Source organism: Erythrobacter sp. KY5 (assembly GCF_003264115.1).
Classification (GTDB): domain Bacteria; phylum Pseudomonadota; class Alphaproteobacteria; order Sphingomonadales; family Sphingomonadaceae; genus Erythrobacter.
Map to the genome: position 1 here is coordinate 1,645,286 of NZ_CP021912.1, position 23,413 is coordinate 1,668,698.

Annotated in this window: 15 protein-coding genes; 8 read left to right on the top strand and 7 right to left on the bottom strand. The window is 61.2% G+C overall.

The genetic code is table 11. From position 1 onward, the window contains the following. Positions 1–460: 460 nt before the first annotated feature. The gene (locus CD351_RS07780) at positions 461–1,117 is read left to right on the top strand and encodes a class I SAM-dependent methyltransferase (RefSeq protein ID WP_111992055.1); all 657 of its coding nucleotides are present in this window, start codon (positions 461–463) and stop codon (positions 1,115–1,117) included. Between the two features lie 283 nt (positions 1,118–1,400). On the opposite strand, the gene CD351_RS07785 is transcribed toward CD351_RS07780, so the two are convergent. From CD351_RS07785 to CD351_RS07795, 3 genes are all read right to left on the bottom strand, one after another. Further along, on the bottom strand, positions 1,401–3,569 hold the full coding sequence (locus CD351_RS07785) for a S46 family peptidase (RefSeq protein WP_111992056.1): 2,169 nt from the start codon (positions 3,567–3,569) through the stop codon (positions 1,401–1,403). 176 nt (positions 3,570–3,745) lie between these two features. Next, a complete protein-coding gene (locus tag CD351_RS07790; RefSeq protein ID WP_234027281.1) occupies positions 3,746–4,429 on the bottom strand; it encodes a DUF2490 domain-containing protein in 684 nt (227 codons plus the stop codon). A gap of 247 nt (positions 4,430–4,676) precedes the next feature. After that, positions 4,677–5,261 carry a phosphoribosyl-AMP cyclohydrolase gene (locus CD351_RS07795; RefSeq protein ID WP_111992058.1) on the bottom strand — a complete coding sequence of 195 codons (585 nt, stop codon included), beginning with the start codon at positions 5,259–5,261 and terminating at the stop codon, positions 4,677–4,679. Positions 5,262–5,465: 204 nt separating this feature from the next. Here CD351_RS07795 and CD351_RS07800 point away from each other — a divergent pair, with 204 nt between their 5' ends. The 4 genes from CD351_RS07800 to CD351_RS07815 are packed head-to-tail and all read left to right on the top strand — an operon-like array spanning position 5,466 to position 9,604. After that, entirely contained in the window at positions 5,466–6,557 is a 1,092-nt protein-coding gene (locus tag CD351_RS07800; RefSeq protein ID WP_199797911.1) for a sensor histidine kinase, read from the top strand. Next, the gene (locus tag CD351_RS07805; protein WP_111992060.1) at positions 6,554–7,207 is read left to right on the top strand and encodes a response regulator transcription factor; all 654 of its coding nucleotides are present in this window, start codon (positions 6,554–6,556) and stop codon (positions 7,205–7,207) included. Before CD351_RS07800 ends, CD351_RS07805 begins: the two co-directional genes overlap by 4 nt. Further along, complete coding sequence (locus tag CD351_RS07810) at positions 7,204–9,153, top strand: PAS domain S-box protein (protein WP_111992062.1); 1,950 nt, start codon at positions 7,204–7,206, stop codon at positions 9,151–9,153. Before CD351_RS07805 ends, CD351_RS07810 begins: the two co-directional genes overlap by 4 nt. A 4-nt stretch (positions 9,154–9,157) precedes the next feature. Beyond that, positions 9,158–9,604, top strand: coding sequence for a response regulator (locus tag CD351_RS07815; protein ID WP_111992063.1), 447 nt, complete (start codon positions 9,158–9,160; stop codon positions 9,602–9,604). Here the strand turns inward: CD351_RS07815 and CD351_RS07820 are convergent. Continuing rightward, entirely contained in the window at positions 9,601–13,254 is a 3,654-nt protein-coding gene (locus CD351_RS07820) for an SDR family NAD(P)-dependent oxidoreductase (RefSeq protein WP_111992065.1), read from the bottom strand. The two genes, CD351_RS07815 and CD351_RS07820, sit on opposite strands and share 4 nt — an antisense overlap. Beyond that, positions 13,251–18,764 carry an AMP-binding protein gene (locus CD351_RS07825; protein WP_234027072.1) on the bottom strand — a complete coding sequence of 1,838 codons (5,514 nt, stop codon included), beginning with the start codon at positions 18,762–18,764 and terminating at the stop codon, positions 13,251–13,253. Before CD351_RS07825 ends, CD351_RS07820 begins: the two co-directional genes overlap by 4 nt. A 248-nt stretch (positions 18,765–19,012) precedes the next feature. Here CD351_RS07825 and CD351_RS07830 point away from each other — a divergent pair, with 248 nt between their 5' ends. After that, entirely contained in the window at positions 19,013–20,179 is a 1,167-nt protein-coding gene (locus CD351_RS07830; protein WP_111992067.1) for a beta-ketoacyl-ACP synthase III, read from the top strand. Here CD351_RS07830 and CD351_RS07835 read toward each other — a convergent pair. Then, on the bottom strand, positions 20,140–21,270 hold the full coding sequence (locus CD351_RS07835) for a phosphatase PAP2 family protein (RefSeq protein WP_162627654.1): 1,131 nt from the start codon (positions 21,268–21,270) through the stop codon (positions 20,140–20,142). The two genes, CD351_RS07830 and CD351_RS07835, sit on opposite strands and share 40 nt — an antisense overlap. A 152-nt stretch (positions 21,271–21,422) precedes the next feature. Here CD351_RS07835 and CD351_RS07840 point away from each other — a divergent pair, with 152 nt between their 5' ends. Both CD351_RS07840 and pssA read left to right on the top strand, forming a co-directional pair. Then, the gene (locus CD351_RS07840) at positions 21,423–22,175 is read left to right on the top strand and encodes a phosphatidylserine decarboxylase (RefSeq protein ID WP_111992070.1); all 753 of its coding nucleotides are present in this window, start codon (positions 21,423–21,425) and stop codon (positions 22,173–22,175) included. Between the two features lie 43 nt (positions 22,176–22,218). Further along, positions 22,219–23,085: a CDP-diacylglycerol--serine O-phosphatidyltransferase gene (pssA, locus tag CD351_RS07845; RefSeq protein ID WP_111992071.1), complete on the top strand. Its 867-nt coding sequence runs from the start codon at positions 22,219–22,221 to the stop codon at positions 23,083–23,085. On the opposite strand, the gene CD351_RS07850 is transcribed toward pssA, so the two are convergent. Beyond that, on the bottom strand, positions 23,063–23,335 hold the full coding sequence (locus CD351_RS07850) for a hypothetical protein (protein ID WP_111992073.1): 273 nt from the start codon (positions 23,333–23,335) through the stop codon (positions 23,063–23,065). The two genes, pssA and CD351_RS07850, sit on opposite strands and share 23 nt — an antisense overlap. Positions 23,336–23,413: the final 78 nt, after the last annotated feature.

The following is a 23,413-nucleotide window of genomic DNA, read 5'->3' on the forward strand; positions in this document are numbered from 1 at the left end:
AGCGGCCTACATTCGGACGCAGGAAAATCGCGATGGCAAGGTTCGCTTCTGCACATCCTAGCCCATCTGCCGAAAGGGCACGAGACAAGCGAGCGGCGAATGATGCCGTGGGTCGCGTGCATCACGGGCCAGCCTTATCGACTTACAATTATTCCAACTGGGAAGAATCGGGGGCGCAGGCAAGCCGGGCGGCGCGCTCTCCGCCACAAATTTGAGTGCGGCGCTGACCCATGTCCTGAAAGGCGCGGAGCCGGACTCGGCGGCGGCGGCGATCGGGACACGGCACTAATACAGCGGGCGCATTATCGGCAAGCGGTGCGAGACGAGTGAGAACCTATCTGTCTTCGAGTTCGTCGTGCATTGCCCGCTCATCTAAAGCCGGTCTGATCGAAGTGTTATCTTGCTATGCTGGGACCTACTGTTAGGGTGTGTAGTGCTCAAGAAAATTTAAGGAAACCAAATGGATGATCCAGTGCTCGAGGCACGCAACCAGGTAAACACCTGCCTCGCTGAATTGCAAACCGCTCTGTCAAATTATTGGCGAGAGGCTGGCGAGCCGCCGAGCTTTATTCTGGAGGCTGCAGCCCCAGCTCTCCCGCAAGGTGCACTGAAAAATGCGAAACTGTACGCTGATCGCGATCTGTTGATGCAAGAAACCCTTATGGAGGGGGCAATTGTTGCTGAAGTCGGCACATTGAACGGTAACTGGGCTGCAAGAATGCTTGAGCAAAAATCGCCCGCTGAATTGCACCTTTTTGATAAAACATTCGATAGAGTTAGAAAAGATGTTCGTGCGAACCCCGTCGTCACAGAACATCAAGGCCATTCATGGGGCGAAATATCCAAACTTCCTGACAGTCACTTCGACTGGATTTATCTTGATGCAGCGCACGATCTTCAAAGCGTCCGCCGAGACAGGAATGCGAGTATTCCCAAACTGAAGCCGACGGGCATACTTGTGTTTAACGATTATGTTCACTGGTCGCACATGCTTGCTCAGCCGTATGGCGTCGTCGTTGCAGCTAACGAGATGGCTCAATCAGGATGGGATGTAGTTGGCCTAGCGATTACTCCTCACGGCTATTGGGACATCGCGTTCAGACGAAGCGGCAGCTAATACTGGGCTGCGATATCGCTAATCCAGTTTTTTCCAGCGCGCGCGGCTTCACCAAAATAGAGGCAAATAGTCGATAGAGCCGCCGCGCTTTCGACACACCGTGGGCGAAAATACCGAGGAATTCCCAAAACCTGAAAAACAATCGACGAAAATCATTTTTCTAGTGGCGAGACTCTACATAGCGTTTGCCACCACCGGCTCTTCCATTGCTTCTTGATCGGTACAGCGATCGTATCGCGCAAAGCGAAACCGGGACGCAGCATTGTGCGTCCCGGCATTCTGGTTATCGGACGATGTCCATTTCCTCGATCAGCGCATCGGCGCCGTCGACCTTTTCCATTACCCACAGCATGTAACGCGAATCGACGTGGATCGAACGGGTGGTGCGCGGGTCGAAGTCCCAGTCGGAATTGACGCTTTCGAACGTTCCGTCGAACAGCAGGCCGACAAGTTCGCCCCGTGCGTTGAGCGTAGCTGAACCGCTGTTGCCGCCCGTCACGTCGAGGTCGGAAAGGAAGTTCACCGGGACCGAATTGATCGATTCCAGCTCGTACTCGCCGTAATCTTTCGCCTCGATCAGATCGAGCTGGCCCTGGGGCGAGTTGAAGGGCTCTTCGCCAGTGTCTTTTTGCGTGATGCCTTCAAGAGTGGTGAAGGGCAGGTATGCCATCCCGTCGAACGGCGAGCCGCCCATGACGTTGCCGAACGTGATGCGCAGCGTCGAGTTTGCATCGGGGTAAGGCAAGCCGCCTTGCTCTCGCTGCCACTGGGTGATGGCCTCCATGTAGGCCGGGCGCAGCGCGAGCGAGCGACCGGAGCGCTCCTCGGATTCGTTTTCGAGGCCGCGCTCATAATCGTAAAGAGCAACGGCCAGCTGGACGAAGGGATCTTCGCTTGCCTCGAACGTGCCCGCATCGGCTTCCATCAGGGCAAGGCGGGTTTCGGTGTCACCCAGCGTGGTGCTGGCATAGTACCGGTCGAGCAGGGCCGGGAGGTCCGCTGCTGTCGTCTCGGCAGTCAGACCCAGCGCTTCGTCGAATACGGAGACACGCTCTTCGACCGGCTGCTGGAGATAGCCGCTGAGGAACAGAACCCACTCCGCCTTGTCGACAGCTGCATCGTAGCGACGATCAAGCGCCTGCAGACCCTGGCGGAAGAAGGTCATGTCGCGATCCTGATAGCCGGGCTCACGCTCGGCATCGGGAAGCTCGCGCTCTTTGGACAGGCGGTAAAGGCGCTGTACCGCAGACAGGAGAGCAGGGCGCGTCGCGTTGTTGTACCAGAAGTTGGTGCGCGAGGCAGTGGCGCTTTCCTGTGAGAGCGCCGCAAGAGCCGTGATTGTTTCGCCATAGCCGGCGCGAGCAGGATCGGCTGCGATCCAATCAGACAGAGCAGCTTCGCGCGCTGCGCGACGTTCAACGAGGCCGACGCGGCGCGCGCCTTCGATCTGGCCTCGCAGGTTTTTCTCATAATTGTTGAGGCCAGCAAGGCGGCTTTCATACTTCACGCGCGCGTCAGAGCCTTCGGGTGCGGCGTTCTCGATCGTCGCGATCCAGCTGGTCAGCAGACCCTGGAAGGTCGGGTAGGTCCAATTGAAGGTGTTTTCGACTTCGGCCAGCAGCGTGTAGCGGCTGGTCGATCCGGGGTAGCCTGCGACCATCACGAAATCGCCATCGTCCAGCCCGGCTGCGCTTACTTTGAGGTGATGGTCGGGCTGATACGGGACGTTGGCTTCGTCGAAATCGGCAGCCGATCCGTCGGGTGCGACATAGGCGCGGTAGAACGCGAAGTCGCCCGTGTGGCGCGGCCACATCCAGTTGTCGATATCGCCGCCATACTTGCCGATAGAATCCGCCGGCGCATAGACAAGGCGCACGTCGCGCACTTCGAGACGCTTGATGAGCGTGTATTCGGCGCCGCCATAATAGCTTGCGACAAGGCAGCGATAACCGGCTTCGGCCTCGCATTCAGCAGTGATGTCCTTGCGGCGCTGTTCGATCGCGGCGTAGCGGTCGATCGGGCTCATCGCTTCGGTCCCTTCGCGCACACGGGCGGTGACGTCAGTCAGTTCGGTCGTCACGTAGACGCGCGAGCCGGGCGCTGCGGGAAGTTCGGCGCCCTTGGTCTCGGCCAGAAAACCGTTGGCGAGATAGTTGTTCTCGGCGGTCGAATTGTACTGAACGGATCCGCGCGCGCAGTGGTGATTGGTCACCACGAGGCCTTCGGGCGACACGAAGCTTGCCGAGCAACCGCCAAGCGACACGACCGCACCCATCGGGAAACCGGTAAGGTCGGTCAGCATTTCTGGATCAAGTTCGAGGCCTGCCTCCTGCAAGGCTTCGCTGATGTCAGGCAACTGTTCGGGCGTGAACATGCCCTCTTTCGCAGCAGTAGGGGCGGCAATCACGGTTCCGGCCAGAAGGCCGAGGACGAGCGACTTGATAGGCTTCATTTTTGCGAGTTCTCCGAACGGATGCGTGAAGTGCAGGAGAAATCACCTGTTATGATCAATCGCCCGTCACCTCGGCCCTGCCTCTTTGCGGGCAGTGGCCTTGTTGGCGCGAGGCAATGCAAACAGATGCGGTGCCTGTCAATGACATGGGATATCCTGATGCGCGCAGGAAGCCTTCAGAAGTTCATGAACACATTAACGTTGGCCACGTGGTCGGCGCGGTTCTCACCATCGCGAAACACCGTCTGGTTGAGGTAGCCCGGCACGACCTCAACGCCCTGCGCCACCGGGATCGAGAAACCGACGAAGTTACGCCAGATCTGCAATCCGTCATCCTGAAGCGGGGTTTCGTTCAAAGCGAAGAAAGGTTCGGTGTAGGCGACCAGCTTGTTGTTGTCGGTGATCGGCACGCGCAATTGGAGGAAGGGGCGGAAACGCAGAGCGACCTCGCCATCTTCCTCGAAGGTGCGCTGTTCGAAACGATTGCGCGAATCCAGCGTGATGCCGCCCGGCGTCTCAATCAGGCGGATGTTTAGCTCCTGATAGAAACGATGCTCGTTCGTTTCGACCGGTCCGATGGGATCGGTCAGGATATAGGCATAGCCAGCACCGATGCTGACGCGGTCGCTGATCCGGTATCCGACAAGCGAGCGGAGCAGCAACTGGCCGAGCCGGTCGGCGTCATTGGTGAAACGTTCCTGCGCTTCGCCGCGCACGAACCACTCGCCTTCCTTGTCGAGATCGAGAACGATGAACTGGCCGGTCCAGATGTTGAAATCTTCTTCCGCTGCCGCCGGCGTTGCTGCGAACGCGGTAAGGCTCGCCGCGAGAATGGCGGCGCGCATAGCGGTGGGTTTCACGATGGATGTCATTCGATCCTCGAACCTGTGTTGTGTTTTCAGGTACCTTGAAACGCACAACCAGAGCGCGCGTTTCCAAAAAAGAAGAGCGACTGACAGCACGAATGGGCGCCGCAGCCGCTCAAGTTTTTTCGTAGGGTACGAATTTTCCCTCGGGGGGGTAGGGAACTGGGGTGATGGGCGCGAGGACGGAGGGGGGTTGTTAGGGGCATGAGGACCGCCCCCGCGCACCATCGGGGTAAAGGGTTTAATTACCGCTCTGAGCAACTTGGTCGGGTGCAGGGTCAAACGGCATCGAACTGTGGTGAGTGTTGATCTTCAGGTTGCCGTCCTCGTCACGGACGTAGCCGAAGGTGTACTCAACCTTGGTCACGCTGCCGTCGGGGCCGGTGAAGTAATAATTGCCCATGGCCATCGCGTTGTCGTCATCGGTCACGATGCCTTCGTTCTCGAAACGAACATCGGTCCAGCCCTTGATGGCAAAACCACTGTCTTCAGCGCGCATGCCCTTAACGAAGTAGCTGAGCGCTTCGTTATAGGTGCCGCGAAACTGGTCTTCGGCAGCAAGGGTCGGCTTGAACAGCACCATGCCGTCATCATAGTTGTAAAGCGTGTCGAGGTGGTTGCGGGCAACCGCTTCGTAGTCCTGGCCGTTCGCATGAGCGGTAGAAATCCTGACGATGCCTTCGCCCCAGGCCTTCTGTGCGGCTTCGACTTCTTCAGTCGTGATCGGCGCCGAATCCTGAGCCATGGCAGGCGCGCTGAGTGCAGCAAAAGCAGCTGCGCTGCCTAGAAGGGCGGTAGAAAGCGATCGGCTGGCGAAAATCTTCATGTGACAATTCCTTGTTCTGTGGGGCGCCGGAGAGTTTCGGCTGCCGGAAATCTTTGATTGCGTTGTCGTATTCTCGACTTGCAACGATGAAATAGGGGAGAAGGGGGAGGCTAAAATCAGCCACTTGGCATGCGTTCCGGCGTAGGCCGATTGGCCTATGTGTTTTGCGCCAGAGGCTTTAGATATGTCTGTATGAAAGCGGTCATGTCCACTTTGCCAACCGATGGCGAAACTATTGCCGAACTGCGCGAACTGTACCGCGCGGCAGAGGCGCGTGCTGCGCGATTGCGGCTTCTGTCGACGTCTGGACGCGAATTGGCCGAAGCCGATCCTTCCACAGTGGATGTCATCCTTTCGCGCTGTGCCGAGCGGCTGGCTTTCTTCGTGGGAAAACGTTCGGCCGTTGTCGAAAAAGGCGTTTCTGCCGACGGGATAGCGATTCATGCGCCAGGCCCCAATGGAAAGAAGCTTGCCGCAATGGTCATCGACGGCATCGAAACACTTAACGATGTCGCCGACGAAGAAGACCGCGAGGCCGTGCGCATGGAGCTTGAGCTCATGGGCGCGACGATCGATCGCATCGAAAAGGAAAACGAGCGGGGCGAATTGCTTGCCGCTCTGCGCGAACGTGAAAAGCGCCTCGAAATGCTGCTGGAGAGGATCTTTACCGCACAGGAGGAAGAGCGCCGCCGGGTCAGTCACGAATTGCACGATGGCGTGGCGCAAACCGCAACTGCGCTGGTTCGCATTCTCGAAGGCGCTGAAAAGACCGGCTGTAAGTCGGGCACGAGTACGGAGGGAGTTTCGCATGCCGATGTCGCGCGCAGCCTCGTTTCCGAATTGCGCCGCGTCATTGGCGGTTTAAGACCCACCTTGCTTGACGATCTGGGCCTGCCCGCAGCGCTCCAGTCCTTGTGCGACGGGTTGGAGGCGGAAGGCTTCGAAGTCTCGCAACGGATCACTCCGCGGGCGCAGCGTCATTCTCCGCTCATTGAAACAGCGCTGTTCCGGGTGGCTCAGGAAGCCATCGCGAACATTCACAAACACGCAGGCGGCCCCTGCGAGGTCTCGGTCGAAGCGGACCTCCACAGCGATCCGGTCGTTCTTCGCATCGCGGACCATGGAAAGGGTCCGTCGGAAAAAACACGGTTGAACGGTGATGGGCCGGGCCACAATGTCGGCATCGAGGTGATGAAGGAGCGCATGACAGCGATCGGCGGAACACTGGACTGGCGAGCAGGCAATGGCGGCGGTGTGACTGTAATTGCGTGCCTTCCAGCAAGAGAACCTAAATGACCGCGCCGCGCATCCTGATTGTCGATGATCACCAACTCGCAAGGGAAGGCCTGCGCGCTGTTCTCGCAGCAGACGGATTGGACGTCGTCGGCCTCGCCTGCACTGGCGAAGAAGCGGTGGAGCTTGCAGGCTCGCTTGTTCCTGATGTCGTCTTGATGGACGTGCGGCTTGGCGATGGAATTGACGGTCTTGAAGCCACACGGCAGGTCGTCGCGCTTGGACTGCCGATCAAGGTGGTGATGCTGACCTTGCATGAAATGCCCGGTTATGTGCGCGAGGCTCTGGCTGCGGGCGCGGCGGGATATGTCCTCAAAGACACCGAAATCGGCGACCTGCGCGCTGCCATCAATCAGGTGATGGCGGGTCAGTCGGCTCTGCCGCTCGACCTGGTCTCTGCCGCGATGCGCGCTGAAAGCCGGCCAGAGCCGAAAGGCGACCTCTCGCAGATACTGACATCGCGCGAGCAGGAAGTGGTCGAACTTGTCTCAGAAGGTCTGACGAACAAGGAGATCGCCCGAAAGCTCGATATAAGCCCCGCCACCGTCAAGGTTCATGTCGAGCGGCTGATCGGCAAGCTTGGCGTTGCCGACCGAACACAGGCGGCGGTGGTGGCGGTCAAACTGAAATCGGGGCAGGCCCGCCCGTTGTGAGCACCTTTCCCGATTCGCGAACGACCCGTTTCTGGGCTGACCGTCCGCTTGCCTATAAAGGCGTGGTGGTCATCGCATTGCCGCTTGCCATCCTGATCGGCGCGCTTGTGTCGCTCTATCTTGCAAGCAACGCGGAAGCCGAAGCAGAAGACGATGTGCGCCGCGCCTTTGCGATCCAGCGCGATATCTATCAGGTTCGGGCGATGCTGGCAGAGGCAGCGGCGGGTGTCGGCGATTATGCCCTGACCCGCGAGGATCGCTTCCTCGAACCGTTTGAGCGCATGGAGAACCAGCTCACTCCTACGCTTCGGCGGCTCGATGTCGCAATCGAAGACGACAGGGTTCGTGCCGAATTCGAAGACCTGATGGTCGTGGTTGAACGAAAGCGCGACGGGCTGCGCGAAACAATTGCGCTGGCGCAGGACCCGCAGCCAACCTCGTCCGCCGAGATCCAGCAATCTCTTCTCGCAAGCAAGATCACCTTGGATGCCGTGCGACGCGAGATCGACAACATCCAGCGCCAGGAAGCAATCGTTCTCGATGAACGACGCGCATTGGTGGACGATGTGCGCGCACGCTTTTTTGCGCTGACGGCGGTGAGCGGGATCATCGGCCTGCTCGGCAGCCTTATGGCGGTTTACCTGTTCTCGACCGGGATCGTGCGCCGCGTGAGCAAGCTTGAACAGAACGCCGAGATGCTGGCGCGCGGCGAGCGGCTGACCGAGCTTCCCGAAGAGGCCGATGAAATTGGCCGCCTTTCCCAGCGGCTGGTCGGGGCGAGCGCGCTGCTGCGCAAGCGTGAGGACGATTTGCGGGCGAGCGAGGAACGCTTCCGCCTCGTTATCGAACGTGTGCGCGATTACGGGATCTTCACGCTCGATACTGACGGGGTCGTGACGAGCTGGAACCTTGGTGCAGAACGCATAAAGGGCTGGCAGGCAGACGAGATCCTGGGTCAGCATTTCAGCCAGTTCTACCCTGACGACACGCGCGATTTCCTTCCGGACCAGATGCTTGAACGGGCCCGCGAGCAGGGCGCTGCCGAGGATGAAGGGTGGCGTGTTCGCAAGGACGGTTCGGTGTTCTGGGCGAATGTCGTCATAACCGCGCTTCGTAACGAAGCGGGCGAGCTACAGGGCTTTGCCAAGGTCACGCGCGACATGTCGGAACGCCGCCGAAGCGAGGAAGCGCTAAGGCTGGCACGCGAAGATGCGGTCGCGGCAAGCCTTGCAAAGAGCGAGTTTCTCTCCCGCACCAGCCACGAATTGCGCACGCCGCTCAATGCCATTCTCGGCTTTGGACAATTGCTCGAAATTGACCTCGATGATTTCAGCCAGCCCCATCAGGAAGCGGTTGAGCGGATCACCAGAGCAGGCCGTCACCTTCTCTCGCTCATCAACGATTTGCTCGATATCTCCAGTATCGAGGCGGGCGGGGCAGAGCTAGAATATGAGAAGGTCGATCTCGTGACCATGCTCGAAGAAGTGCACGATCTTGCCGAACCGATCGTATCGAGCGCTGGCCTGTCGTTCGAAATGGCATTGCCCGCAGCGGGTTCAAGCCTCGTCGCCGATCGCCGCCGCATGACGCAGGTGATCCTCAACCTTGTCGGCAATGCCGCCAAGTACAATGCCGAAGGCAGCTTTGTGCGGCTGGGGGCAGAGCTTGACGGTGAAGGGGGCGCCACATTCTTCGTTGACGATGACGGACCCGGCATCGACCCGGCCAACGCCTCGCGGCTTTTCACCGCGTTCGATCGCCTCGGACAGCACAAGCGTGACAAGACCGAGGGCACGGGGCTTGGACTTGCCTTGTCCAAGGCTTTGGTGGAGTCGATGGGCGGGGAAATCGGCTACATCCCCCGCAAACCCGGCAGCCGTTTCTGGTTCACCTTGTCCAGCCAGCCCATCGAGCCGAGCCGCCCAAAGGCCCATCAGGAGTCCTGACGAAATGCCCCAGCAATTGATCGTGGCGGAAGAAATCCTTTCGCGCCGCATTCTTGCGATCGACGATGAGGAAGCGAATGTCGCGCTTCTGCGCAACCTCCTGCAACGCGAAGGGTACGAGGATGTTCACTGCCTGACCGATTCAACCAAGGCGCTGGCAACCTATATCGATCTGGAACCCGACCTCGTCCTGCTCGACCTGATGATGCCCGAGGTCGATGGCTTTCAATTGCTCGAAGCCTTCTCACGTCACGATGCAGCCGATGAGTTCAGGCCCGTTCTGGTGCTGACCGCCGACACCACCATTCAGGCGCGGCGCAAGGCGCTGGCGCTGGGAGCGAAAGATTTCGTCGCCAAACCCTTCGACGTGATCGAAGTGGGTCTTCGCATTTCGAACCTGCTCGAAACGCGGCTCCTTTACGAACGCCTGCGCGCCTCGCCCAGCGACTAGACCGTCATCGACGTGCCGCGATAGATTTTCGAGCGGTAGCGCGAATCCTGCGCATCGGGCAGCGGCGCACCAACCAGCAGCACGGCGCGCGTGAAGCGCCGCAATTCCTCGGCATGTTCGTCCGCATCGCGCGGTTCTTCGCTGGAGACGCGGCGGGTGAGGTTGATCTGGTTGACCGGCACGTCGTGGACCAGACGCTCATTCTCGACCGCAACCGTCGCGGTGAAGGCATGCAGGCTGGTCTTCACGAAGTTCGCGAGGGCAACGCCGGGACCGTCCGACCCATACGGCACGTCGGGCGACACCAGTACGACCTGGCACCCGTCATAGAGCGAGGCTTTGCGCGTCACGCGATAGTGGCGGGTGATATTCGCCTCGACCATCTGGGCGAATTCGCTGGTCGACAAGGGATTGCCGTCTTCGAAAAGATGATCGGGCAAAGGTTCGCCAGGCATTGAGAGGACCGTGGTAGGCTTGCCCCAGTTACCCAGCGCTTCGTCCATCGCCTCTTCGATCCCATCCCCCGCGATCAGAACTTCGAGCGCGTCTTTCGAAAGGTCGCCGGGCAGGAGGTCGCGCACGGCCTTCTCGCCGGTCTTGTCCTTGGCGATCAGCACGACCTTGGCGACGCCGCAGCCCGAAACAAGCTCATCGATCGTGGCTGCGACATAATCGGAAAGATGCTCGCCGATGATCCAGACGGTCTTGCCCTTCATCTTGTCGATGCGCTCCTGCTTGGGGCTACCGAACATCTCGCGTTCGGTGTTGGAGCGTTCGACCCTCAGGCCGCCTGATGGCATGAAGGTCTCGCCGCTCACCGCACGGTCGGCGAGGAAGAAGACGGTCGCCTGCGCAACCTCCGCCTCGGTCGGCATCGCACCCAAGTGAAGCTGAGAGATCACGCCCTTGCCGACGCCGCTTGCGACCTTGTCAACTTGTGCGGCAGGCAGGAACGGCTTGTCCTCGGGAGGGGAGAGCTTGAGCCATGTAGCATCGCCGCTGCTCTTGCTCGCCCATTCGTTCGAGCCAAGCAGAAATCCACCAAGCTGAAGGCGGACGAGCAAGCGCTGCGCCATGGCTTCGGTCAGGAGGTATTGGTCCCAGGTGCAAAGCCCGTCACCTTCCGATGCGAAATCGAGTGCCAGCTTTCGCAGCTCTTCGGGCGCTTCGGCATCGTGGCTGAGCGTCGAAGTCGAATTGCGAGAGAGGCGAGTAAGGATCTTCGCCGCATCTCCGCCCTCGCGAATGGCGTGGATCACGGCGGAATAGACCGCGTTCAATCGCTTGTTTTCAAGGATCAGCCTGGCACGGCGCTGGAACAATCCGGGTTTGCCGCCGGTGCCGGACAAACGGTCGCCATCGACGGGGCCGGGAGCGATCGCGTTGCATTGCACCTCTGGTCCAAGGAACGGCGAGAACGCCTCGACCATCGCGCGCTGGCCCGCTTTCGAAAGGCCATAATCGGCGCGGTTGGGATATGCGACCGCTAGGAACTTCTCTCCGCCGAAATAGGACGAGACGTTGAGGACGTAGCCTGAGCCTTGGCTTTTCATCAGCGGCACGACACGCTGCATCAGGTGGTAATTCGAAATGAGGTTCGCATCGAGCGTGAAGCGCCATGCCTCGGGCTCCATGTCGATCACCATGTCCTCGGCGCCCGCAACGCCTGCATTGTTGATGAGGTAATCGATCCGCCCGAACTCCTGAAGCGTCGCGTCAACCGCCTTGTCGAGCGAGGCGAAGTCGCTGACATCGATATCTGCCATGTATTTGACGCGGCGTTCGACCCCGGCAAAGCCGATATCCTGAAGCTCGCCCACGATCCGGTCGCGTGCGGCGACAAGCTCGCTTTCGCGCCTTGCGACCATCATCACCTTCGCGCCCGCGAGCGCGAGCAGCCGCGCAACCTGACCGCCGATCCCGGCCGAACCGCCGGTAATGAAAGCGACTTTGCCCAGGTGCAGCCCGGTAATGTTCTCGGCAAAGCCCACCATGGCTTTGCGTGATCCGGTTTCCTCGCTGATATTGGCGGGCAGTTTCAGGTCGATTTCTGCAATGCGCTGCTCCCGGAAAAGGACGCGCGTCGCGTGCCCGGCGGCGAAGCGGGTGTTCTCGTCTTCAGTGTTGGTGTGGCGAATGATCTGGTTCGACCAGACGGCGTGCTGCGTCGATCCGTTGCCCGCCTGCACACGCTCCTCATCGCGCCAGATGCGGATCAGCTGGGTGATGCCGGCGGAGAGGACCGAGGCGAATGAATTGCCAAGCGGGTCGCCCGGATTGGTCATGAACACGCAGCGGGGAGGGGACTGGAGGTCCTCCCGCCCATGCCAATACCGCGCAAAGCTGCGCGAGGCGGCGATGGCGCCCACCAGTTCTGTGTCCATGAACTTGATGACCGTCTCGTCATCGGCGGCGAGGAGCGATCCGGTGAAGTGGCCCGATGGTTTGACCGGCAGGATGATCGCGCCGGTGATCGCCCCGTCAACGTCACCTGAGAATGCGGCGAGCGCGTCTTCCATGGCGTCCGGCTCGCTGCGGTTGAAACGGGTGACGGTCAATTCGTCGCCGACCCCTTGTGCTTTCAACCGCGCATTGGCTTGCGCAACGTCGGCATTGCGCGCAAGGCCGATGCGGACCCGCGCGCCCGATCCGATCAGTGTGTGAGCGGCGACCAGCGCATCGTCCCAGTTCTCTCCCGAGACGATGAAGATGTTGAGACCCGCCCCGTCGAGCGAGCGCATTGAGGGCCGGGTCATGTAAGTTGAGGCCGACATGCGATTGGCGGAAAGGCCGTGGGTTACGTCCACCTCCTCACCCGCAATCCCTGCGGCTTCCTCGCTCGCAAGAAACAGGCAGGTGCCCGCGATATCCTTGGGGTTTGGCAGGGGCTTGCCATCGACTTTGCCATTGACGCTGCGGGTCAACGCCATTCGACCAGTGAAGTAATCCGCGGTAGTGTCCTTGGGCTGGTTTTGCACCTCGTCCATCGCGGCAAAGACGGTGCGGATGCGGTCGCTTTCGATCGGGCCGGGAAAGACGGTGTTCACCCGGATGCCGCGCGGGCCAAGCTCGCCCGCAAGCTGGTTCGACAGCGCGTTGAGCGCGGCCTTGGGCACTACATAGGCGGTGCGCCCGTAATAGCGCGTGTGGCTGAATATGGTCGAGATATTCACCATCGCGCCGCCCACCGGCATCATCGGCGCAACGATGCGCGCCATGTTCCATGTGACGCCAAGGATGTTGAGCATTGCGTCGCGCACGGTCTCGGTATCGCCGCAAGCCTCCATTTCCTGAGCGCTGAGCGGTACGTTGTGGAGCGGCTGCTTGGGACCAGCAGAACCTGCATTGTTGATGAGAATGTCGATCCGGCCATATTCTTTGCGCAGCTTTGCCATCGCGGCACGGATCGAGTCCGGATTGCCGCCATCGAGGACAGCAGTGTCGATCCGCTCGGGTGCAACGCCGGTGTCCTTGATCAGCTGCTCGCGCGCTGCCGCAATGCGATCCTCGGTGCGCCCCGTCATCACCACGAAAGCGCCTTCGCTGGCAAAGGCGCGCGATATCTCGCTGCCGAGATTGCCAGCCGCCCCGGTGATCAGCGCGACCTTGCCTTCGAGACGGCCCTTGGCGGCGTTTCCTGTTTTGCTCAACTCGTCTCTCCGGTGTCAGATTGCGCGGCGGCCCAGTATTCGAGCAGCTCGTCTTTCGTGGTGAGGCCCATCGCGGGCATGGCGTGATTGACCACGTAGGTCGCGCCCGAATGGCGGTTGTCCCACATCGCCTGATGCGCTTGCGGGAGCTCTTCCCAAGGCACCATCGTGGGCTCTGTGACGTCGAGCAGGCCGGCGGCGACCATCTCGTTCATCATGGTCACTTCGTATGCGTTACACAGATGCGTGCCGAAAATCTCGGCGCTGGGCATGCAGATGCGCCGCTGCCGGGTCCAGACCTGTGGGGCGTAGAAGGTGTAGCGCCGCCCTGCCATTTCCTCGGCATAGATCACGCGCCCGCCGAACGGTTTGACCAGTGAGGTAGAGACGCCGAGCGTGTCCTGCCCGGCGCGTTCGATCACGAGGTCGGGCACACCGCGCGGGTTGCCGGGAGAACGTAGCAGCTTGCCGACCGCTGTCCCGAACGGCTTCATCGTGTTCTGCTGATAGGCGCGCACGCCAATCTTGAAGTTCTCGATATCGGTGCGCGCATCGGGCAGGCGCGGCAGCGTGTCGGGCCAGTGGAAGTCGGCATCGCGGCGTTTCAGCCCCTCGATGCTGACGATGCCTTCGACGGCGTCTTCGAGGCCCAGCGATTGCAGGAACTCGCGCTGGCCATCGCTGGTGGTGACGATGACCATGCGCGCTTTCATAAGACGCGCTGCCTCGATCATTTCGAGGCCCTTTTCGTCCGCAAGCTCGCGCGATCCGGGGCCGTAATAAAGCAGCACGCTCTCCCCACCGCGCAGGTTAGCACGCGCCAGCATCTCTTCGGGCCGCGCTTCGCCGCGCTTGCCCATGAAGGAGAAGTGGTATCCCGATGACGCGCCGTAAAAGGCGAGCCGCCCACCTTCTGCCAGCAGCTGAAACGAACGCGGGAAAGCGCGTTCGCCTGCATGGCTGACGACGTAGTCGGCGAGTTTTCCGCCATTCATCGCGCGGTAGGCGTCGAGCAGTTTCTCGCCATCCGCCTCCCATTGGCGCGCTTCGTCAGGTTCGTCTGGGACGGGCGTGAAACAGTCGGCAATCTCGGGGTCCTTGCGATTGATTGCGCCGACGGCGCCATGCGATTTCACGAACTGCGCCCGGTCCTCGCTGGAGACGAGCCCGGTGACGGCAAGGCCAGTACGAACCGAGGATTTGAGTGCATCAAGACCTGTGCCCGTGGCCGATCCCTCCACAAAGGCGGTCTTGCCCGCCTGTATCTCCAGCGTCGTGAACAGGCAGCGCGCAACCGTGCCGAGGTTGAGCGTGTAGGCGCCCGCCTGCTCAAGTGTGAGATCGGCTGGCGGGCGGTGCAATTGCGGGCCCTGAACGGTCAGGAATTGCGCGTGGCTGCCGGTCTTGGTCTCGTAGCCCTGGATCGCAAAGCCCGCATACATCGGATCATCGCCTGCAAGCGGGGAGAGCAATTCGCTCGTCCCTGAATAGACCGAGACAAGGTCGCCCACTTGCAAGCGGCCTTCTTCCTTCAGTTCGCTGCCGAGCGCGGCGACGAGCGCAAGACCGCCCGATCCGGTAATCTGCACGTCCTCGTCATGCGCATCGAAGGGCGAGACCGGGATACCGGTGAGCGCCCAGATGTCGTTGAAGTTCACTTCCGATGAGAGGAGGTAGATGAGAGCCTCGTTGGCCCCCGGCTTGGGCGTGTTCACCACAAGTTCGCGCTCATGCGTTTCGGGCGGGCCAAAGCGCGGCGTGCCTGTATCGGGATCGCGGGCGATGCCGAAGGCGAGTTGTTTTGGCGGGATCGCGGTGACGCCCGGATAGAATGGCGCGCCCAGAGGCAAGAGGTCGCCCGCCTCGATCAACGCGGCCTTGGTTGCCTCATGTCGGTCATCTTCCCACACACCGTCGCGGCGCACGGGGAGGGGCGGGGACTGCTTGTCCATGAATTGCTGGATGCCGGTCTTGCCGCCTTCGGGATCGATAATGGCCTCAGCAAAGCGCTGAGCCTCGCGCTCAAAACCGGCCGCCATACCTTGCTCCCAGCCGGTGCGGACCGCGTCCAGCGCTCGCTCTCCCGCCTTGTCGCGGCCTGCCCATTTGAGCTGTTTGAGGATGCGTTGCAGGAATTCGTCTTGAAGCACCGCGTCGAGGTCGATGCTTGCGGGCTCGTGCCAGCTTTGCGTCTGAGCCTTGCGCGCGGCAAAGGCTTTCCCGAGCGCACTTTCCTCTCCGGATCGAACGTATTCGCGAACCATCGCGTGGGCGTGGCTGAGCGCATTGTCCGATCCATCGGCAATCGCATCGACCGCGCCGATCGCGAGCGCAGCGTCCGCGTCAATCGCTCGCCCGCCTAGGATCATGTCCAGCGCATCGCGAAGGCCCCTCTCCCCGCCGCGCTCCGCCAAAAGGCGCGGGAGGCGCTGCGTTCCGCCATAGCCGGGGAGCAGGCGAAGGTTGATCTCCGGCTGGCCGAAACGCGCCTTTGGCTCGGCGACGCGGTAGTGGCAGGCGAGCGCGAACTCCATCCCGCCACCCAGAGCAACGCCCTGAATCGCAGCGATGCACGGTTTGTCCATTTCCTCGATCGTGCGGAATGCAAGCTGGGCGTTGTCGGGGAGCGCCTTGGCTTCCTCGACGCTGTTCACTTCCTCCAGCATCTGGCGGATGTCGGCGCCTGCAACGAAGCTCGCCGTGCCGCTGCCGGTGAAGACGACGGCGGCGACATCGTCCTTGCGCGCAAGGTGCTCGGCGATGATGACCAGCTCGTCGAGCGCGCGTTCGTTGAGCGCGTTGACCGGCGGGTTTTTGACCGTGACGGTCGCGACCCGCTTGCCAGCCGACAGCGTGTTGTACTGGATGGTGAAGAAGCGATAGCGTTCGAACAGGGCCTGTGTGTCCGACAGCGATTGCCGCCGTTTCCACCCGTCCACTGCGCGCGCGAGTTCGTCTAGGCTCTCTGGATTGCGCAGGGTTGACGCATCGCCGACCTCGCCGCCTTCGACCACGGCGCGCACCATGCGGCGCATATATTTGCCCGAGCGCGTCTCGGGGAATTCAGCGAGTTCGATAAAGTCCTGCGGCACAGCCACCGCGCCCTTTTCCGTGCGCACCAGATCGGTGAGGCGGCGCTTGTCGTCCTGCGTCAGGCGGCGGCCTTCGACGGGGGTGACAAAGGCAAGCGGGGTCACGCCCTTTTGCGAATGAGGCGCGCCGATCACGATCACGTTGCCGACCGGCGAATTGGGATCGAGCGCCTTGTCGCGCAGGATTGCGCCTTCGATTTCCTCGGTCCCGATGCGGTGGCCCGAGACATTGATCACATCGTCGGAGCGCCCGTGGAGCGAGAACGAGCCATCCGGGTGCCGCATGGCAAAGTCGCCCTGGGTGTAAGCCCACGCGCCCTTCCATCGCCGCCAGTATGTGTCGGCGTAGCGGACCTCATCGCCGCGCCAACCCCCTGCCACGCGGGCCAGATTGCCGACATGCTCGACTGTGAAACTCTCTGCATCGCCCCAGATTGTGCGGGTGAGGTAGGGGTAGGGGAGCGCGATGACGATTTCGCCCTTCTCGCCGTCCTCGGCCACCCGCCATGGCGCACCGCCGGTGCCCGTGTCGCGCTCGTATTCGACCGGGCCATTGCTGGAACCGTCGGCATCTTCGATCCAGACATCGCCCATGATCCACGGCAGCGGATAAGTGTGCGCGTCCGCTTCGAGCGGGAAGCCGTCCGCATCGGCAAAGTGCGTCCACACCATCCCACCATGCTCGGTCGCCCAGTAGGAATTGATGTAGCGATCAGTGATATGCTCCATCGCAAAGGCCTGAACCGCAGGCGAAACCGGCTCTGCGCAAAAGGTCGCGACCTTCAGGCTGGAAAGGTCGTAGCGCTGAATGTCTTTCAGGTTCTCGGGGTTCTGCATCACCGACTTGAGGAAGGTGACGCCCGCCTTGAACACGTTGACGCCATATCGCTCGATGATCGAGGCAAAGCGGCCCGCGTGAGGGAAAACGGGCGAACCTTCGGTGATGACCGTCGTCACCCGCGAGAGGAGCGAGGCGGCGATCTGGTAGCTTTGGCCGGTGATCCAGCCCGGATCGGCGACGACATACATCACATCGCCCGGCTCGGCTCCGAAGGCGGCGGGCATGGTCGCGGCAACACCGCTCGCATAGCCGCCGTGGACATGGACGACGCCCTTGGGCTTTCCGGTGGAGCCTGAGGTGTAGATGATGAAATTCGGATATTCGGCATCGACCGCGAGCACCGGCGCACCGGCCCAGATGGCGCGCGTGAAGTCGGTGTCGGGAAGGGCGAGAAGCGCATCCTCATCGGACAGATCGAACCCGGCATCGCGCGCGGCCTCCAGCAGCTCTTCGCCAGCCGCAGCGGTGAGATCGTCGCTCCAATGGTCGCGCGCCTCGTTCCATGGAAGGTCGGGCTGCGCGGTGTGCTTGACCACGACCACCGCATCGACGCGGGGAGGGGAATCGACCAGCGCGCTGGCGATGGCGATGCGCAATTGTGCCGCCTGTCGCGGCGTCATCGCGCCGCCCGCCGCCCCTCCCGATGCGATCGCGGTCAGCGCCTTGCCGACCCCGCGCATCACGTCGGATCGTTCGACCGTAACCTCTCCATCGAGCAGTTCGGCAACCTCGCTGCGGATCAATCCTGCATGTTCCGGCGCAACTTCAAGCTCGCCATGTTCGAGCGCTTGCCCGAGCAGTTCCATTGCCACCGGGACCGCGATGAAGTTGTCGAGCGCCGGGTCGGTGTAGCTCGGCTTGAATGGCACCATCTGCGCGTTGCGGTAGGAGCCATCGGCGGTGACCACCACGCGTGCGCCTGCATCGGCAATGCGGTCCGAGAGGGTCTTGTCGCTGAAGCCGCCGAAGACCGGGGTGTAGACGATCCCCATCCGCTTTGCGCCCTGCGTCCAGTAAATCTGTTCGGGGATGCTCGGCATGTTGAGCGCGATGCGGTCGCCTGCTTTGAGGCCCAGCGCTTTCAGTGCCAGCGCGCATTTTGCGCTTTCGAGGAGGAGCTTTCTGCGCGAGATGACTTCGCTGTCGACGGGGCCACCGCGGCCGCCTTCGCTCGCCATGTTCCAGCGGTCGCCTTCGAAGATCATCGCGGCTTCTTCGCCATGGCCCGACAGCACATGCCGGTCGACCTCGTTGAACGCGGTGCTGGTCAGCCCGCCTTCGAACCAGCGCCAGTTGGGCGGGTCGTCATCGTTGAATGCGCGTTCCCACGGCTCGAAACTTTCGTGCAGGTCGAGCGTGATCGGGGCGGCGCTCGACGCGTCCCACCCTGTCCACTTTTCAGCCGCTTCGTCGTAAAAGGCCCATGCCGGATTTCCTCCGTGCCCTTCGACCAGCCAGCAAATCTGTTGTTTGGCCAGCGCTCCGTGAAATGCACCCGGATCGTTCCGGCATTCTTCCCTGAGGCGCGTAAACTCATCCCGGTCCGAAATTGTCAGGCCGCGAGACTGTTTTCCCAAAATATTGGACGAACCGATGGCATCGCCCTCCCCAATCGTTGTGATGATCCCACAAGACGGTTGACCGCGCTTACGCAAAAAGTGTCGCACGCGAAAGGCCTTGCGCTCTTTTTGTGCCTTTCAGCACGGTTTCGGCGCAATTTTCAGTCAAGAAACGGTGCCTGAGGGAAACGGTTCCTTGCGGCGGAAAAACGGGCTGTCCACACGGGTCTTGCGGCGGGTTTCGCGCCTACGTATTGACGCGGGTCATGCAACAGACTGTCTCCGATAAAGCATCATCCGCGCGCCCTCTGACGGGTCGCCCTGTGATTTCAGCCACCGGCCTCTTCACACCCGAAGAATCGATCTCGAACGAAGAGCTCGTCGCCAGTTTCAACGAATATGCGGATCGCTTTAATGCCTCCAATGCGGAAGCAATTGAGGCAGGTGAGATCGAGCCGATGCCGCACTCCTCGGTCGAATTTATCGAGAAAGCGAGCGGGATCAAATCGCGCCACGTGATGAGCAAGGCGCCGATCCTCGATCCTGACATCATGACCCCGCGCATCGAAGACCGTGGCAATGACCAGATCTCGCTGATGGCGGAAATCGGCGTGATCGCAGCCAAACAGGCGCTGGAGCGGGCGGGGCGGGATGCGAAGGACGTGGACGCGGTTCTGTGCGCCGCCTCCAACATGCAGCGCCCCTATCCGGCGATGGCGATTGAAATTCAGCAAGCGCTCGGCATCGAAGGCTTTGGCTTCGACATGAATGTCGCGTGCTCCTCCGCCACCTTCGGCATCCAGACTGCTGCCGATTATGTCCGCGCTGGCAATGCCAGGAGCGTGCTGGTCGTCAGCCCCGAGATCACATCGGGCCACCTCAACTGGCGCGACCGCGACAGCCACTTCATCTTCGGCGATGTCGCGACCGCTGTGCTGGTCGAAGATGCCGCCATCGCGCCTGAGCAGCATTGGGAAATCCTGAGCACCAAGCTCAAGACCGTATTCTCGAACAACATCCGCAACAATTTCGGCTTTCTCAACCGCGCTCACCCCGAAAGCATCGGAGAGCCCGACAAGTTGTTCGTCCAGGAAGGCCGCAAGGTCTTCAAGGAAGTCGTCCCGATGGTCGCGGAAATGATCATCGAAGAGGCCGAGAAGCTCCAGATGAACCCCGCAACCCTTCGCCGCCTCTGGCTGCACCAGGCCAATGCCGGCATGAACCGCCTGATCGCTCAGCGTGTGCTTGCCCACGAAGCCAATTCGGACGAAAGCCCGACCGTGCTCGACACCTATGGCAATACGTCAAGTGCAGGGTCGATCATCGCGTTCCACCAGCACAGCGATGATCTGGCCGCGGGCGATAACGGCCTGATCTGTTCTTTCGGAGCGGGTTATTCCGCCGGTACGGTGTTCGTGCGCAAGGTTGCCTGAGCACGCGCTTCAAGGAAGCGGTCCCATGCAGCGATGATGCGCTGCGACGCCCACCAGATCGCTGCCACTGCGAGCAGCGAAACCAGCCCGTCGACCGCATAGTGGTAGGCGAGGTGGACGCTGCTGATCCATGTGATGAAGAAGAACACGCCAAAGAACGCGCCCCACTTGCTCGACACGCGCCGCACGGCAATCCAGTAGAGGAACGCGATGGCGCAGTGCATGCTGGGCATGGCGGTGATGCCGCTGCCAAGGCCGCTATCGGCGTTGGTGTAGCGTTCCAGCAGCATCTCCTGAACGGACAGGACCATGATCGGCACCTCTTCGTTCGCGGCATAGAGATACGCCATCTGCGCATCGAAGGTCGAATTGCCGAGCATGGGGCCCACAAAGCATGGGCCAACCGATGCAAGCAGCGTTGCCATCAGGCCGCCGATCAGGAGCCAGCTCAGAACATAGGTCAGGAAGAACTGGCGACGCACCCGGCTGTCTATCCGCGCAAACACAAAGAACAGGACGCCGGGGTACAGAAGCAGGAACCACAGATGGTAGAGAAGGGCGAGAAACGCGGTTACGATCGGGAAGCCCAGCACCGGTTGCAAGACTTGCCACGGGTCATTGCCAAAGAAGAGTGCACGGTCCCAGTCGATGAAGGCCTGATCCCAGACATAGTCCTGAAACAGCGGGATCGCCGATTTCATCTTCGAGAAGAACGGCAGGACAAGGATCGCAATGCCGATAAGCGGCAAGCCGGCTGCGATTGCCCGCCACAGCGGCTTTGCGAAATAGCGTTCGCGCAGGAAACTGATCGGGCTTTTCGGGCGGTGGCGGACGATCTGGACTGTGCTGTCGTAACAAAGCAGGATCAGCACGAACATCAGGAACAACTGGCTGTTGACCAGCGCTCCGCCGAGGCTCGGTGAAACACCATACGTCATCAGCAGTCCGATGCAGAACGACATCAGCGTCAGCGAAATGACATAAATCGGCACTTCGCCAAGGTATCGCCGGGTCAAAGCGCCCGCATCGCCAAGCGAGGTGCTCATTTCGCTCGAGGACGCGCGCGGCGATGCTTTTGAAAGGGTGCTCATCACGGTTTCGCGAATTATGGTAAACACCTTAAGGAACGGTTGATCTTCGGGCGGTTGCGAGCGTTTCATTGCGGCGATGGAAAGGCGCAAACCGTGGGCCGCGCGCGCAAACGGCTTGCCTGTATGCGGACCGGTTCTTAGATGCAGCATCTATGGCAGGCGAAATACTCGATAATCAGGGCCGCGGCGATGCAAGCTGGGGTTGGCCCCCAATTCACTCTGAAGGGCGCAAATACGGCGTAATCGCAATCGCGATTGCGCTGATTCCTTTGCTCATTCTCGACTGGGAGATCATCGGCTGGCCGATGCTGTTGCTGTCGGCGGGCGTCTTTGCGTTCTTCCGCGATCCCGAACGGGTGATCCCGCAAAGCGATAATGCGATTGTCGCGCCTGCCGATGGGCTGGTGACTCTGATCCAGCAGGTCGAGCCGCCTTCCGAGCTTCAGATTGATGACGGCTCCGGCAGTCCGGGCCTCGCAAGTGGACCGGTCACGCGCATTTCCATCTTCATGAGCGTGTTCGACGTGCACATCAATCGCGCGCCCGTGGCAGGCACGATCCGGCGCGTGGTCTATGTGCCGGGCAAGTTCGTGAATGCCGACCTCGACAAGGCGAGCGAAGAGAATGAGCGCCAGCACATCCTGATCGAGCGCACCGACGGGCTGAAGATCGGTTTTACCCAGATCGCAGGTCTGGTGGCGCGGCGTATCGTGCCGTTTGTGAAGCCGGGCGACCTGGTGGCCAAGGGCCAGCGGGTTGGTCTGATCCGCTTTGGAAGCCGCGTCGATGTCTATCTTCCGGCAGGAACCGATCCCAAGGTCTTGATGGGACAGCGGATTGTTGCCGGCGAGACGATCCTTGCCGAAGTTGGCAGCCAGGCGCTGCTCGAAGGCATCGCACAATAGCGCGCGCAGGGAACCTAAGCCATGCGCCACGAGTAGGTCTGGCATGACCAACCGCTTTTCTCGCAAGAATGTAGACAGATCGCCCGCACGCGTCGGGCCCAAGGGCTATGAGGGCGAGGAAGGCGAGCCCGGAGACGACGATGCTCACGGAGGTGGGCTGACGCTTCGCGCGATGCTTCCCAATGCGATTACGGCTGCTGCGCTGTGCGCGGGGCTTACCGCCGTGCGTTTCGCGATCGAGGAGCAATGGGCCTACGCCATCCTGATGATCGCGCTTGCAGGCGTGCTCGATGGCATGGATGGGCGCATCGCGCGGCTGCTCAATGCACAATCCCGGTTCGGTGCGGAGCTGGACAGTCTGGCGGACTGCCTGTCTTTCGGCATGGCTCCTGCGCTTATTCTGTACATGTGGGCGCTTCAGGATCTGAGCCGTTTCGGTTGGTTCGCAGCGCTCGCCTTCGCCATCTGCTGCGCGCTCAGGCTTGCGCGGTTCAATGCGAGGATCGACGTCGAGGATCAGCCGCACAAATCGGCCGGTTTCCTCACCGGCGTTCCCGCGCCTGTCGGGGCAGGGCTGGCCTTCACGCCGTGCTATTTGTGGCTGGAGACCGGCGAACCGATTTTCCGCGACCCGCTCATCCTCGCCATCTGGGTCAGCCTGATCGCGGTGCTGCTGATCTCGAACATGGCAACGCTCAGCTGGACGGCCATCCGGCCCAGCCGCGGCATTCGCCTATGGCTGATCGCGCTCGTCGCGCTCGCCTTCGCAGCGCTTTTGATTGAGCCCTGGTGGACGCTGACCGCGATCAGCGTGACTTACCTCGCGCTGATGCCATACGCCTTGATGCGATATGGCAAGGTGAAGCGCCGCCGCGCCATGCGCGCTGCTAACCGGCAAGCTGAAGCTTAGCGAGAGCGCGCTTGCGATCGTGCGAGCGCATGGCGGCCGCAACCGTTCGGCGCGGCTGCGACGAAGCGGGACGACGCAAGCGCAAATCGCGCGCCTCAACCGCCGGAACGAAGCCCGCATCGAGCAGGGCCTGTTCGCGCCGCAGCACACCATAAGCGCTGCGACCGCGAATCCAGCTGTCGATGAGGCTCAGCCCGGTGGCAATCGCCGTCACCGTGAACAGCGCTGTGAGGATCATTGCGAGCATCATGTGAGCGGTCCTTTCCTTCCCTTCGAAACCCCCGCCAATCCGTAAAGTTCAGCGTTTGTTCCTCACCCCTTGTTCACC

Excerpts from the sequence above, each read along its gene's own strand:
- CD351_RS07850 (WP_111992073.1), bottom strand. The coding sequence starts at position 23,335 with ATGATGCTCGCAATGATCCTCACAGCGCTGTTCACGGTGACGGCGATT.
- CD351_RS07795 (WP_111992058.1), bottom strand. The coding sequence starts at position 5,261 with ATGAAGATTTTCGCCAGCCGATCGCTTTCTACCGCCCTTCTAGGCAGC.
- CD351_RS07835 (WP_162627654.1), bottom strand. The coding sequence starts at position 21,270 with ATGAGCACCCTTTCAAAAGCATCGCCGCGCGCGTCCTCGAGCGAAATG.
- CD351_RS07785 (WP_111992056.1), bottom strand. The coding sequence starts at position 3,569 with ATGAAGCCTATCAAGTCGCTCGTCCTCGGCCTTCTGGCCGGAACCGTG.
- pssA (WP_111992071.1), top strand. The coding sequence starts at position 22,219 with ATGACCAACCGCTTTTCTCGCAAGAATGTAGACAGATCGCCCGCACGC.
- CD351_RS07780 (WP_111992055.1), top strand. The coding sequence starts at position 461 with ATGGATGATCCAGTGCTCGAGGCACGCAACCAGGTAAACACCTGCCTC.
- CD351_RS07805 (WP_111992060.1), top strand. The coding sequence starts at position 6,554 with ATGACCGCGCCGCGCATCCTGATTGTCGATGATCACCAACTCGCAAGG.
- CD351_RS07830 (WP_111992067.1), top strand. The coding sequence starts at position 19,013 with ATGCAACAGACTGTCTCCGATAAAGCATCATCCGCGCGCCCTCTGACG.
- CD351_RS07840 (WP_111992070.1), top strand. The coding sequence starts at position 21,423 with ATGGCAGGCGAAATACTCGATAATCAGGGCCGCGGCGATGCAAGCTGG.
- CD351_RS07800 (WP_199797911.1), top strand. The coding sequence starts at position 5,466 with ATGTCCACTTTGCCAACCGATGGCGAAACTATTGCCGAACTGCGCGAA.
- CD351_RS07815 (WP_111992063.1), top strand. The coding sequence starts at position 9,158 with ATGCCCCAGCAATTGATCGTGGCGGAAGAAATCCTTTCGCGCCGCATT.